The organism is Pseudomonas corrugata (genome assembly GCF_050920615.1).
Taxonomy (GTDB): Bacteria; Pseudomonadota; Gammaproteobacteria; order Pseudomonadales; family Pseudomonadaceae; genus Aquipseudomonas; species Aquipseudomonas corrugata.
The window spans coordinates 3631201-3644887 of sequence record NZ_CP130434.1; the positions used below are offsets into that span (position 1 = coordinate 3631201).

The 13687-nt window shown below is 61.5% G+C and carries 11 protein-coding genes; 4 read left to right on the forward strand and 7 right to left on the reverse strand.

The window, feature by feature from the left end:
• Nucleotides 1-21: 21 nt before the first annotated feature.
• The 3 genes from QZH45_RS16320 to QZH45_RS16330 all read right to left on the reverse strand — a co-directional run bounded on the left by QZH45_RS16320 (nt 22) and on the right by QZH45_RS16330 (nt 3910).
• The gene (locus tag QZH45_RS16320; RefSeq protein WP_392397811.1) at nt 22-1359 is read right to left on the reverse strand and encodes a DUF1329 domain-containing protein; all 1338 of its coding nucleotides are present in this window, start codon (nt 1357-1359) and stop codon (nt 22-24) included.
• Nucleotides 1360-1401: 42 nt separating this feature from the next.
• Nucleotides 1402-3048 carry a DUF1302 domain-containing protein gene (locus tag QZH45_RS16325; RefSeq protein WP_055135056.1) on the reverse strand — a complete coding sequence of 549 codons (1647 nt, stop codon included), beginning with the start codon at nt 3046-3048 and terminating at the stop codon, nt 1402-1404.
• A 94-nt stretch (nt 3049-3142) separates the two neighbouring features.
• Nucleotides 3143-3910 carry a coniferyl-alcohol dehydrogenase gene (locus QZH45_RS16330; RefSeq protein WP_024776432.1) on the reverse strand — a complete coding sequence of 256 codons (768 nt, stop codon included), beginning with the start codon at nt 3908-3910 and terminating at the stop codon, nt 3143-3145.
• Between the two features lie 275 nt (nt 3911-4185).
• On the opposite strand from QZH45_RS16330, the gene QZH45_RS16335 reads away from it, so the two are divergent.
• The gene (locus QZH45_RS16335; RefSeq protein ID WP_024776431.1) at nt 4186-6009 is read left to right on the forward strand and encodes a sigma-54-dependent Fis family transcriptional regulator; all 1824 of its coding nucleotides are present in this window, start codon (nt 4186-4188) and stop codon (nt 6007-6009) included.
• 125 nt (nt 6010-6134) lie between these two features.
• Here QZH45_RS16335 and QZH45_RS16340 read toward each other — a convergent pair whose 3' ends face one another.
• The 4 genes from QZH45_RS16340 to QZH45_RS16355 all read right to left on the reverse strand — a co-directional run bounded on the left by QZH45_RS16340 (nt 6135) and on the right by QZH45_RS16355 (nt 10859).
• Entirely contained in the window at nt 6135-6797 is a 663-nt protein-coding gene (locus QZH45_RS16340; RefSeq protein WP_053194016.1) for a TetR/AcrR family transcriptional regulator, read from the reverse strand.
• A gap of 81 nt (nt 6798-6878) precedes the next feature.
• A complete protein-coding gene (locus QZH45_RS16345) occupies nt 6879-7814 on the reverse strand; it encodes an alpha/beta hydrolase (protein WP_053194019.1) in 936 nt (311 codons plus the stop codon).
• A gap of 20 nt (nt 7815-7834) precedes the next feature.
• Nucleotides 7835-9277, reverse strand: a complete 1443-nt coding sequence (locus QZH45_RS16350; protein ID WP_053194021.1) for a coniferyl aldehyde dehydrogenase — start codon at nt 9275-9277, stop codon at nt 7835-7837.
• Between the two features lie 340 nt (nt 9278-9617).
• Nucleotides 9618-10859 carry an OprD family porin gene (locus QZH45_RS16355; protein ID WP_053194023.1) on the reverse strand — a complete coding sequence of 414 codons (1242 nt, stop codon included), beginning with the start codon at nt 10857-10859 and terminating at the stop codon, nt 9618-9620.
• 255 nt (nt 10860-11114) lie between these two features.
• Between QZH45_RS16355 and QZH45_RS16360 the strand changes: the two genes are divergently transcribed.
• The 3 genes from QZH45_RS16360 (at nt 11115) to QZH45_RS16370 (ending at nt 13662) form a co-directional block, all read left to right on the forward strand.
• On the forward strand, nt 11115-12062 hold the full coding sequence (locus QZH45_RS16360; RefSeq protein ID WP_024776426.1) for a LysR family transcriptional regulator: 948 nt from the start codon (nt 11115-11117) through the stop codon (nt 12060-12062).
• 91 nt (nt 12063-12153) lie between these two features.
• The gene (locus tag QZH45_RS16365; RefSeq protein WP_024776425.1) at nt 12154-12957 is read left to right on the forward strand and encodes a putative hydro-lyase; all 804 of its coding nucleotides are present in this window, start codon (nt 12154-12156) and stop codon (nt 12955-12957) included.
• A gap of 165 nt (nt 12958-13122) precedes the next feature.
• Nucleotides 13123-13662, forward strand: a complete 540-nt coding sequence (locus QZH45_RS16370) for a hypothetical protein (protein ID WP_053194025.1) — start codon at nt 13123-13125, stop codon at nt 13660-13662.
• The last annotated feature ends 25 nt before the right edge of the window (nt 13663-13687 follow it).

Consider the following 13687-nt stretch of genomic DNA (forward strand, 5'->3'; position numbering starts at 1 on the left):
CTCCGGCGCGTTGGCAACGGCTCAACGCGAACTGTCGTTGGCCATGGCGTCAGGCGTGAAGAATGAAGATGGCGGACGCGGATAGCTCTGGTACTGGATATCCAGGTCGTTGGCGGCCGAGTTCAGGAAGTAGGCGCCGGTCTCCAGGTTGTAGCTGCCCCACGACATCTGTGCGGTGAGCGCCGGCATTTCCGGTGCCAACAGGGTCAGCGAGTAGTTGGTGCGACCCAATTTGCCCTGGGCGTCGTAACCGTCCACCAGCAGCACTTGCCAGGAGTCCTCGTCCACGTAATAGGTGCGTTTCGGCACCACGTGACGCTTGCCGTCCTTGAGCGTGGCGCTCACTACCCAGACCCGGTGTTTCTCCCAGCGCACCAGGTCCGGATTGAGGAAATTCGGCTTGACCAGATCATCGCTCTTCGCCGCGGCCGCACGGTTGTTGTTGTAGGGCACGAGCAACTCTTTCTTGCCTATCAGCTTTAGGTCGTGACGGTCGGTCGGGCCGAAGACCATGAAGGCCTCGTCGAAGAAGCCCACGCCCGAGGTGACGAAGTCCGGCGTGTCATAGGCGATGTTCGGTGCGCGCCGTACTCGACGCTGGCCGACCAGGTACTGCCAGGCGGCGCGTTTGCCGGGGTCCATGTCCCAGTGGGTCATCAGGCCCTCGCCGGCCTTGGACGAGGGCAGTTCCGTGGCCAGCTTGCCGATCAGGAACTTGCCGCCGAAGGTTTCGAGACTGCCGTCCTTGAAGTAATAAGGGCTCTGATACCAGAAACGTGCCCGGGTGGCCTGGATCTTCTTGCCGCCGGCGGTCATCAGCCAAGTGTCGAACGGTGAGTAAAAGGTATCGGCCCCCTGCCAGGACAGGCGGTAGTTCCACAGCACCTCGGCCCCGTTCTGTGGCAACGGGAATGGGATGCCGCCATAGGCACCGCTGACTTTTTCCGAGTCCACGTCAAGGGTGGCACGGGTCGCGTTCTTCAGCGTGTTGTCATACACCCATTGCGGTGCGGCGGCGCTGCGGTGAGTCGGATAGACGTCCAGGCGATAGCCCGGGTATTTCTGTAGCAAGGCTTTAGCGCCGTCGGACAGCTGGTCGGCGTACTGCGCCATGTTGGCCGCGCTGACCGAGTACAACGGCTTGTCGGCGGCAAACGGGTCGGCACGCTTGTCGCCGTTCTTGTAGCCCGCCGGTGCTGTCGTATAGCCGCCGGTCCACGCCGGAATGCTGCCGTCCTTGTTGCCCGCGCGCTCGGCGCCCATGGGGGTGAGGTCAGTATTGAGCCGCGCGGCCTGGTCGGGGGAAACCGCCGCCTGCACCACGCCGGCACTCAGCAAGGCAATGGCCAGGGCCGACATACGCAAGGAAAATTGGCTTTGCATAGGGGATGAAACCTCTTATTAGAATGTGGTTTTCACGTACATGGAGACGAAGTCACGGTCGGCCAGCGATTGCGCATAGCTGAAGTTGCCCGCCTCGTTCAGCCCTGCCGCAGCCTTGCCGAAGAAGTTCACGTAGTTGATGCCGAAGTCCCAGCGCTGCAGGTAAGTGGCCTTGAGCCCTACGCTCCAGTCACCGGCGTGGGAATTGCCGAAACCGCCCTTGCTGACGGCGGACGAGCGACCATCGAGGCCCACGCCGAAACCCACCGGTACGCTCACGTCGAGACCGTCGGCCACTTGGAAGTAAGTCGGTTCAGCCAGTACCCGCAGAGCAGTGGCATCCCGGGTGGTGTTGGGGTCCAATGCACCTGGGTTGTCAGTCACGCTGAGGGTGCGGTTCCAGGCCAGTTCGGCAAGTACCGAGCCACCGTCCCAAAGCGCGCCGGGCGACAGCAGGTAGATCGTCGACAGGTTCACATGCGCGGTCTTGCCTTTGGCGTAGAGCGCATCACCGTTGTTGTCCGCCGCGGTGCCCGGTGTCACCACCTGCAGATTGCTGACCAGCGGTGCATTCCAGCGCACCGAAGTTTCCCCGGCGAAGTTGAACGGGCCATAAGCCGTGGAGAAGCTGGCGCCGACAGTCTTGATGTCTTCGGCGTAGACCTGGCGGTAGGAACTCAGGATCGGCAAGCCAGTGGCGGCGGCCGCCGCACCGTCCAGGTAGGCGTACAACGCGCTCGGCGTCTTGTCGTGATACTGGGCGGCGTAGAAACCGAGTTCCAGTTCGGTGTCTTCGGGCTTGAAGCGCAGTTGCAGGCCGCCCTGCCCCGAGTTCTTCGCCTCGATATCGGAAGCATGGACGGTGGTGTTGCCAAACACCTCGGTCCAGTCCCCTGCCCCCTTGCCAATACCATCGTTGTCGCTGAGGTAGCTGCCCGCCCCTGGCACGTTGGAACGCTCCCACTCGAACTGGTAGTAGGCCCCGACGGACAACTGCGGGTTGATCTGCAACTGGCCGGACACTTGATTGACCGGACGCAGGATTTCCTTGAACTGGGTCCCTGGTACGCTGAGCAGCTTGACGACGTCGGTTGGCCCTTGTGCGGCGGCGATGCCGTTGCTGCCGTAGAACAGGCTCTCGCCATAGATCAGGCTATGCCGGCCCAGGCGTACGGTGCCCTGGCTCGCATCGCCGACATCACCGCGCAGAAACACGAAGGCATCCAGCAATTCGGCGTCGCGCCCGTGGAGTTCGCGGGTATCGCTGAGGAAATGCGGATTCGCGCTGTCGTCGGTGTCCTTGTTGTAGATATCGTCATACCAGGCCGCCCCGCTGACGCGCAGCCCGTAATTTTCCCGATTCAGGTCCATTTCGCTGAACAGGTCCAGTCGGTTGGAGACCAGGCCGCGACTGAAATTCTTGTCGCCCTGGCCCTGGATCGAAGGGTACAAGCCGCCCGCCGTGGAGGCGTTGGTCAAGTGGTCGTCGGCACCTTGCAGGCGCCAGGCCTGGCTGTACTTGATGGTGTTGTCCCAGCGCAGGCGCCAGTCACTGTCGCCCAGATCTATCTGTGCGGCCTGGGCCTGGGCGGCCAGCCCGGCGAGGCACACCGAGAGTGCCAGGGTGGAACGCTTGAAGCCCGGATAGCATCGAGTGTTGTGCATGGTGTTCCTCATTGTTCTTGTTGTGTGGAAACGTGTTGTCTGGAAAGCGACCGGCAATGAGCTGCCCGCCAATGTGCAGGCGATGGTTCCTCGTTCAGATGTAGGTGGAGGCCAGCCCGCCATCGACAGGCAGGTTGACGCCATTGATCCAGCGGGATTCGTCTGCACTCAGGAAGGCGATGGCAGCCGCCACCTCATCGGCATAGGCCGGACGCTTCATGCGATGAGCATCGGCCTCGACGCGTTCCTGGCCGAGCATGCTGACGAAATCACCCAGGATGGGCGTGAACACCGGGCCCGGCGCCACGCTGTTCATGCGTACCGAGGACTGCAGGAACCAGGGCTGGGCCTGCACATAGTTCCAGACGATCAGGGCTTCTTTGAAATACTGGTAGCAGCTCTCCTGGGGCACCGGGTGCTGAGCCAACCAGGCTTGCCCCTGGAAAAAACTTTCAGTGCGGGCCAGGGCTTTATGCAGCTCTAACCGCTGTGGCCACTGCGCACCGAGGATCGAGGCCACGTTGACGATGCTGCCTCCGGCTCGGATCCGGGGCAGGACCGCGGCGCAAAGGTGACGCAGGCCGAGGTAATTGACCTGGGCCACCAACTGCGGATCGGCTGTTCCTGGCACCCCGGCGATGTTGCACAAGCCGTCGATCTGTTCCGGCAACCGTCGCACGGCGGCATCGATGGCCTCGGGGTGACTGAGGTCGGCCTGGACAAAGTCATCCAGGCTCAGGTTGGGCTCGTTGCGATCCATGCCGATCACGATGGCCCCGTGGGCACGCAGGGTTCGGGCTGTCTCGGCGCCGATGCCCGAAGAGACTCCGGTCACGACGATCCTTTTGCTGGTCAGCTTCATACGGGTTTCCCGATTCGTGCTCGTACTGCCTCCCATGAAAGCGGGCAGCCAAGTCATATTGTTATTGCCGAACTAGTTATGCTCGGTAACTAGTTGTAGCAAGCGATATGCCATCTAACGGCAATGACAGGGCAACCGCTCAAGCTCGCGGCATACAGACATTCTTGGTGAATATCGACGTGAGACAGGGGGAGTCGGGGGCTGAAAAAAGTGATGATTTCAGCAATTTCATGCTGCACTATGCAGATTATGATTACTCATATTAAGGATTTCCGATGGCAGACAAGCTGATCTCCCTGGCCGAGCTCTCCAGCGGAGTCCGAAAGAAACCCGTGCGCGGCGCGAGCGAACAATTGCCTCCCGACACGGCCCCCACACTGCAGGATCTGACCGAATGCCTGATGTTCAGCCCCGGCGACGGTCGTATCTGGCTCAATGGCGCACGCATGCTGCTGATGCACAGCAGCGGCGTTGGCGCGCTTCGTCGGGAGATGATTGAAAGCATGGGCCTGGCCCGCGCCCGCGGCATTCTGCTGCGCACCGGCTACCACTGCGGTGCGCGGGATGCGGCACTGATCAAGGAGCGCTTCCCCGAGGCCGACTTCCTGGCGCTGTTCGCGGCCGGTCCGATCATCCATGCCATCGAAGGCGCGGTTAAAGTCGAGCCCGTGCATTTCGAATTCGATATGAACCTGGGCACCTATTACGGCGAATTCCTCTGGCACCACTCCAGCGAGGATGACGAGCACATCGCCCAGTTTGGCATCGGTACCGAGCCGGCCTGCTGGATGCAGACCGGCTATGCCACTGGATATACCTCGGCAATGGTTGGTCGATTGATCCTCTACCGCGAGGTCGAATGCCGTTCCACCGGTTCAAGCATCTGCCGGCTGATCGGTAAACCCGCGGAAGAATGGGACGATGCGGAAGAGGACCTGGCCGCCCTGAAAGCGGAACCCTTCGTCAGCAGCGGCGGACGTAGCACGGTGGCTCCCGACCCTGGCGGCAAGGGCGTATTACCGCCCGGTCTGCAAGCCGATCCGCAACCGACCCAGGACGGCGACATGGTCGGTATCTCCTCGGCCTTCAACGCTGCCTGCCACATGCTGCGCCGGGTCGCACCGACCCAGGCGACCGTGCTGTTCACCGGCGAATCCGGCGTCGGCAAGGAAATGTTCGCACGCATGCTGCACCGCATCAGCCCGCGGCACGATGCGCCTTTTGTCGCGATCAACTGCGCCGCCATTCCGGAAAACCTGATGGAGTCGGAGCTGTTTGGCGTCGAGCGCGGGGCCTTCACCGGGGCGACCCAATCCCGCGCCGGGCGTTTCGAGCGAGCCGATGGCGGCACCCTGTTTCTCGACGAAATCGCCACTCTCAGCCTGGTCGCCCAAGGCAAGCTGCTGCGGGCCTTGCAGGAAGGTGAGATCGAGCGGGTCGGCGGCAGCCGAACCTTGAAAGTCGATGTTCGAGTGGTCGCTGCGACCAACGTCGACCTGCGCGCCGCCGCCCAGCGCGGCGAGTTTCGCGAGGACTTGTTCTTCCGTCTGAATGTCTTCCCGATCCACCTGCCGCCCCTGCGCGAGCGCAAGGAAGACATCCCGTTGCTGATGACTCACTTCCTGCACCGCTTCACCCGTCATCATGGCCGGCAGATAAGCGGCTTCACCCCGCGCACGGCCGACACCCTGCTTGCCTATGACTTTCCGGGCAACATCCGCGAGCTGCAAAACCTGGTGGAGCGAGGCGTGATCAGTGCGCCGGATGGCGGGGCCATCGACCTGGCCCACCTGTTCACCAGTGGCGAGCGGCTGGCCCAGCCGATGTTCTCCATTGGCACCCGCGGCCAACTGGCGGCCGCCCCGAATGACCCGGCCACCCCTGCGCCTGTCGCGCCTGCCCATGCTGGCAATGAGGCGATCCAGGCCCTGTTCGGCGGCAAGGACCTGAGTCGGCTGTCACTGCAGGAAATTGAAGAAACGATGATCGACCATTGTCTGGCCGAGGTGAAAGGCAATGTTTCCGAGGCGGCACGCCGGCTTGGGTTGACCCGTGCTCAGCTGTCGTATCGGCTGTCGCGGCGGTCGGCGGGGGATTAAGGATCCATGGCGAGAGTATCTGTGGGAGCCAGGCTTGCCCGCGATGAAGTTAACGCGGTTTGTCCTGAAACCGAGGCGCCTTCATCGCGGGCAAGCCTGGCTCCTACAGTTCTCTTGCCAAAGGCTCATACCGACTCTGATTCGCGCTGGATGAAGCAACGCCCAAACATGTCGAGGGCCACGTCGACCCGTTGGCCGATCTGCTCGTCGGACCAGCTCTGCTGAACCCCAAGGGTGAACAGCTTGAGCGGTTGCGAGATCAACAGCGCATCGATCAGTTCGACCGCCGGTTCGACATCCCCACGTGCCAAGAGCCCCTTGCCCGCTGCCTTTTCCAACCAGCTGCGCAACAGACCCAGGCAGCGCTCGGCGCCCTCCTGGTACCAGATCCTGGCGATGTCCGGAGCTGTCTCGCGCCCTTGCGCGGCCATCAAGTAGAGCCCCAGCGCCAACGGCGACAGGGTCAGGCGCGCCCATAGGGTCAGGTACATGCGCAGTTCGCTGAGCAGGTCTTCGGCGCAGTCGATTCCGCTTTCCAACAGCAGCTCGAGGGTCGACAAGTCCCGGGCCACCAATTGTGAAAGCAGCGCTTCCTTGCTCGCCACCAGCAGGTACAAGGTTTTCTTCGAAATGCCCGCGGCGCGGGCGATGGCATCCATGGTGACGTTGGCAAAGTTGCCACTGCCGAGTATCTGCGCCGCCGCATCGAGCAACAGACTCATCTGCTCCTCGCGGCTGCGCACCGGCGGACGACCGCGCCTGACGGCCTGTGGAGTGGTTTCAGGCATGAGGGGCATCCTGGTTAGCGTTGATCAAACATGCACATGTTACCTGTGGCGAGGGGATTTATCCCCTCGCCACAGGGGGAGTCAGTGATTCTCGACCAGCATGCTATCGGCCTCCACCCGCCCCCCCTCGAAAGCCCCGCGCAATGCATCCTCGATGAACTGCCATGCCTCATCCGCAGAAGCATCCGGTCCCAGATGAGTAAACATGTGATCGCAGCCGGGGAACATTTTCTCGTTCACCGTAACGCCGGCCTGACGCAGTTTCTCTCCATAGGCCTCGCCTTCGGCGCGCAGGATATCGTACTCGGCAGTGATCAATGTGGCGGCAGGCAGGCCTCGCAATGCCTCGACCGGCGCCAGCAATGGCGAGACGAGGGGATCGCGGGCCTGTGCCGGATCGCTCAGGTAACACCGGTTGAAAAAACGCATCAGCCCCGGACCGAGTAACGGTTTGTCGAGGGTCGAACGCTTCAGTTCGGGAGCCTGGGAGACATCCAGCGCCGCATAGTCGATGATCTGGTGCACCAGCCGCAGGCGCTGGTGCCCTCGCGCCAGGATAGCCAGACCGGCGGCCAGGTTGCCGCCAGCGCTGTGCCCTCCGACGGCGATGCGCTGCGGATCGATACCCAGCGTCGCGCCCTGCTCTGCCAGCCACTCCAACACCTCGAAGCTCTGGCGCAAACCCGCCGGAAAGGGATGCTCGGGAGCCAGGACGTAATCCAGGTTGACCACCAGGCAACCCAGGTTGTGAGCCAGACGGCGGCAGTAGCTGTCGTCGTGTTCCGGCACCCCGGCGACAAATCCACCGCCATGCAGGTTCAGATACACCGGCAGGCGTTCCCCGGGCGGCACATCGGGCCAGTAGAACAAGGCTCGCGCAGCCCCCCAGGTCGTCGGGATGTACTGCTCGTCGACCGAACGCAACGGATAGCGTGCCGGGTCGTAGACGAACTTGGGCTTCATGCGCTTGGCAAGGGCGCGCAGCAGCTTGGCCTTGAGCGTTTGCAACAGGTTCATGGTCAGATCTCCCGGGTGGCTCAGTTGGCCGTCAGCAAGTGGTCAAGCAGGCCATGGATCATCGGGCCGTAGGGAGCGCGCATTGCCAGGTTGGACTCACCGATAGCGCTCTGCACAACCACCGCCTTGGCGTGGCTGAATGTTCGGAAACCATAGACGCCATGATAGGCCCCCATGCCGGAGTGACCGACCCCGCCAAAGGGCAGTGCCTCGAACAGCACATGGCTCATCACGTCATTGATCACAACGCCGCCCGAGGTTGTCCGCTCCAGCACGTCGCGGCGCTCATCGGCGTCTTCGCCGAAATAGTAGGCCGCCAACGGCCGAGGCTGCCCGTTGACGTAGTCGATGGCTGTGGCGAAGTCGCGATAGGTCTTGATCGGCAGCAACGGTCCGAAGATTTCCTCGCGCAGTACCTGCATCTGCTCACTGGGATCGAGCACCAGAGTCGGGGCGATCTTGCGGATCTCGCGGTCGCTCAGGTCTTCTTGAGCGGGGTTGATCTCCACCAGTCTGGCCCCCTTGGCCTCGGCATCGGCGAGATAGTCCCGCAGACGGTCGAAATTGCGCGGGTTGATGATTGACGTGTAGTCAGCATTGCTGCGCAGGGACGGGTACATGGCGCTGACGAAGCGTATGGCCTCGCTGACGAAATCCTCCAGGCACTCTTCCGGCAGCAACACATAGTCCGGAGCCAGGCATATCTGCCCGGCGTTGAAGGTCTTCACCGTCAGGACCCGCTGCACCACGGTAGCCAGGTCGGCGCTACGGGAGACCAGCACCGGCGACTTGCCGCCCAACTCCAGGGTCACCGGCACCAGATTGTCCGAGGCGGCACGCATGATATGCCGGGCCACTGACGTGCCACCGGTAAAGATCAGATGATCAAAGGGTTGCGCGCTGAACAGCGCTCCCACCTGCGCATCGCCCAGTACCGTGCAGAGCTCGCGCTCGTCGAAATATCGGGCAATCAGCTCATCCAGCAGAGCCGAAGTACGCGGCGTCAGCTCCGAGGGCTTGAGCATGGCCCGGTTCCCGGCAGCGAGAATACTTGCCAGCGGCCCGAAGGCCAACACGATGGGGAAATTCCACGGACTGATCACCCCCACCACGCCCAACGGCTGGTAGTCGACCCGCGCTTCGCAACCTGGGAACGGAGCCGGCTGCGTCTCCGACTGCATCCACTCGGCCAGGTGCTCGCGGCAATGCTTGAGGCTCGCCACCGAGCCGGCGATATCCGACAGCAGGGTCTGTTCGCGACTGCGGTTGCCGAAGTCCGCAGACACCGCCGCGACGATGGCTTCACGGTTATCCAGCAGCAGGGCAATCGCCCGGTCGAGTCGGTCACGGCGCAACTCCAGGCTCGCGGGCCCATCGTCCACGTGGGCCTGCTTCATCCGTGCAAGAGCGCTAGCAAGTTGTTCGGCGGGGGGCATTGTAGCGGGGCGACCGAGAATACTCATGACATGGGTTCCTGCTGGTTAAATTGTTATTAGCCAGTACTAATACCGGACAAGCTGGCACCTCTGCCGGCTCGCACGATGGAGTATGACAAAAAACAAAATAAAGGAAACCCATGGGTTTCCTTATTTTCAGCAGGCGGACGAATGGCTTTTAATGCCCATAAACATGGGGTTCATCTCTAAAGGATGGTCATGCCGCGCAAAGGTGACTTCGAGCATGACTGTTTTCTGAGAATCCTTATCTACGACTTAAAAGCGTGCCCCCGCGAAGAATTGATTATATTTACTAACATTACCCTGGCGCCGCTCATTTGAGCAGCGCCTTGCTGTGGCCCTCTGCTTACCAAAGCGCCATCGTATAACTGACAATCAACCGGTTCTCATCCAGGTCATTGCCAAAGTTCGATCGCACCGAGGCGTTGCGCCATTTCAATCCCAACCCTTTCAACGAGCCGTCCTGCACCACGTAGGCAATGTCGGTGTCGCGTTCCCACTCCTTGCCCTCCCCCGGCGCAGCACGTTGCACGTTATCACCGGAAATGTAGCGACTCATGAACGTCAGACCAGGAACACCGAGGGCGGCGAAATTGTAGTCATAGCGCGCTTGCCAGGAGCGCTCGTCGATATTGGCGAAGTCGCCGATCTGGACGAAGTTGACCAGGTACGGGTCGCTGCGACTGATGTACGGGAAAGGGTCGTCGCCACTCATGCGCTGGTAGCCCAGGCCTAATGCATGACCACCAAGACTGTAGGTAAACAGCGCGCCAAAGGCCTGGTTGTCGATGTTGCGGAAGTTGCCGTCCTCGCTGCTGCGCGAATAGCGCACGTCGCTTTTGAGTGCCTGGCCGGCCCCCAGGTCCAGGGTATGGACGAATCCGAAATAATTCTGCTGGTAAATGTCCTGCAGCTTTCCATAACGGTATTGCGCCGTAAGGTTCGGCAGGAACTGATAGTCCGCTCCGGCGAACTGGAACTTGTCACTGGTGCCGCCGATGCGGTTGGCGGTCATGTCCTGGTAATCAGTGGAGTCGACGACGTTGATCTGGGTGATCTGCCCACCGGTCAGCTTCAAACGATCGATTTCCTGCACATTCAGCAGCCCCCCCTTGAACGTCGCCGGCAGCAGCCGCGTATCGTTGGAGCTCACCACCGGATCCTTGATCTGCAGCGTTCCCGCCTTGAGGGTGCTGTTGGACACTCGCATCTTGGCGGTCAGACCCAGTTCACCGTAGCGGTCTTGAGACCCTCCGGACAAGTCCGCCGGCAACAGGTTGGTACCCGCCGTGCCGCCACCCGAATCCAGCTTGAAACCGGCCATCCCCAAGGCATCCAGGCCGAAACCGACGGTGCCGGCGGTGTAGCCCGACTCGATCCGTACCAGGAAGCCCTGGGCCCACTCCTCGGCCTTGTCCCGTGAACCTTCCTGGCGAAAGTCGCGGTTGAAGTAGAAGTTGCGCGCCTCCAGGGTGCCTTTGCTGTCGGCGATGAAATCCGCATGGGCGGCGGGCATGCCGATCAGGCTCAAGCCAAGTACCGTACCGATTGGGGCGTATCTGCGTGGGGAGTATCTGAAATGTTGCATGCGTGCTCCTTTTATCGGCGCGAGCGAACCCTCTCGGGGGGCTTTGCGGGCGCCTCGTTATTCTTGTGTGAAGACGTTGTCGTTGGGACACGAGCGCAGCGACCTGCGTCGTCGGAGTGGATTCTTCGCGCCGCGCCTCGAAAGCGTCAAACGGGAAAAAAGGCAGATCGGGTATAAGAAAATTTGATGCATCCATCGGCCGGATCTGGAGTAACAATTGCAATCATAAGAACCACAAGCACCAAGAGAGCCGTCATGAACCTCAAGTTTCTCGAAACCTTCGTATGGGTTGCCCGGCTGCAGAGCTTCAGCCTGACCGCCGAAAAGATGTTCAGCACCCAGGCCGCGATCTCCGCCCGGATCGCATCACTGGAGGACGAGTTGGGCCAGCGCCTGTTCGTGCGAGATTCCCGGGGTGTATCGCTGACGCCCGAAGGCTTCAAGGTGCTCAATTACGCCGAGCAGATGCTCGAGGTCCAGCGTGCGCTTAAGCAGTCGCTGGACACCGGCAGTGAGCAGCAAGGACTGGTGCGCATCGGTGTGATGGATACGGTGATCCACACCTGGCTGAGCCCGTTGATGTCAATGCTGATGCAGGCCTTTCCGGCGGTGGAAATCGAAATCACCGCCGACGCTGCACGTAATCTGTGCGAACAGTTGCAGAAGGGTTACCTGGACATCGCTTTCCAGACCGACCTGGTCCGCCACGAAAGCGTGCGCAACCTCGAATTGGGGCACTACCCCATGCATTGGATCGCCGCCAGTCATTCGATCTATGCCCGCCCGTATGCTTCGCTGGCCGAGATGGCGAGTGAACGCATCATCACCTTCGTCAAGCAGTCACGCCCCCATCAGGATGTACTCAACCTGCTGTATGCCCAGGGGGTCAACACGCCACGGGTCAGTTGCGTCAACTCCGTGTCGGCCATGACGCGGTTGATTCGTGACGGTTTCGGTATCGGCGCCCTGCCTGCAGCCTTGGTGGCCAAGCCCCTGGCGAGCGGCGAGTTGATCCAGTTGGAGCCGGGCACGTCCCTGCCCCAGTTGAACGTCGTTGCTTCCTGGCGCGCGGGCGTGGGACTGGAGCTGATCGAAAGCATCGTCCAGATGAGTCGCCAAGTGGTCGGTCAATATGCCCTTGATGTCGGTCCTCAACGCATGGTGGCGGCGCCAGGTCTGAACAGCCTGCTCGCCCTCGAATAACTTTTATTTGTCACGGGGTAGCAACATTCCTTGTTGGACGCCATTGCCCGGGTTTTCTAAAAAGAACGGACGAACCCACGGAGAAACCTTGATGTCCCTCCCAGCCCTGTCTTTTGAACAACTGCAGCAGTACGACCCCCTTGCCCTGCGCCAGCGCATCGCTGCCGGCCAGTACCAGGGGCACACCAGTGGCTTGGGCAGGGGCCGGGTACAAGCCAATATCGTGATCCTGTCCGGCGATTGGGCCAACGAGTTCCTGCGCTACTGCACTCTCAATCGCCAGGCCTGCCCGATACTGGATGTGACCGAACCCGGGGACCCGTACTTCCGCAACCTGGGCAACGCCATCGATATCCGCCACGAAGTGCCTCGCTACCGGGTCTTCCGTGACGGCGAGTTGAGCGAAGAGCCGCGGGACATCGAGCATCTCTGGCAGGACGACATGGTCGCCTTCGCCCTGGGCTGTTCATTTTCTTTCGAACAACCACTGCTGGAAGCCGGCATTCGGCTGCGACACATTGATCTGGGCCGTAACATCGCCATGTTCCGGACCAACATCGACACTCGCCCCACCGCCCGGCTCTCCGGCAAAATGGTCGTGACCATGCGGCCGATGAAAGCCGCCGCCGCGATCCAGGCGATCCAGATCACCGGTCGCATGCCCAATGTCCATGGTGCTCCAGTGCACATCGGCGACCCTTCGCTGATCGGCATCCAATCCCTGGGCAGACCGGATTACGGCGACGCCGTGCCAGTCGAGGCGGATGAGATCCCGGTGTTCTGGGCCTGCGGCGTGACCCCGCAATCGGTGGTCCAGGCCTCCCGTCCCCCGCTTTGCATCACCCACGCACCGGGTTGCATGCTGGTGACGGATTTGTGGAATAGTGCTTTGTAGAGAACGAACAAGGCTCCTCGGTCAAGCCACCCATCCTGTGGGAGCGAGCCTGCTCGCGATAACGGTGTGTCAGGCACCGTCGATGTTAACCCTGCCGCCGCCATCGAGAGCAGGCTCGCTCACACAGGGTTTTGCGTGGCACTTTCAATCAGACATGGATACCCGATGAACACGGCCCAACGATCGATCCAACAGTACATCAATGCCAAGGACAGCAACCGCCCCCACCTGCTGGACCAGGCCTTCACCGCCGATGCCACGCTGGACATGGTCGTGCGCACCGGCTCGATTTCTTTTCCGGGGCACGTGGAAAGCCGCGAGGCCATTGGCGATGTCCTGGTCAGGCGTTTTGGCCAGACCTTCGAAAACGTCTATACGTTTTGCCTGAGCGCCCCGCCTTCCGGGAATGCCGAGGCATTCCAGTGCACGTGGCTGGTGGCGATGTCGGACAAGCACAGCAGCGAGGTCAGGGTCGGTTGTGGGCTGTATGACTGGCAGTTCGAGCCTGAGTCCAATCTGGCCGAGGGACTGACGATCACCATCGAGCATATGGTGACGTTGCCGGCAACCGATCTGGCGCCGGTCATGGCGTGGGTCTCGGCGCAGGACTATCCGTGGTGCGCCGTTCGCGCGCTCATGAACAGCGTGCCGGATACCGCGGGGCTTGAAGCGGTGCTCCAGTATGTGGCGGCCCAAACGCAGTAATCCACTCATTGCCAATCTCAGTACC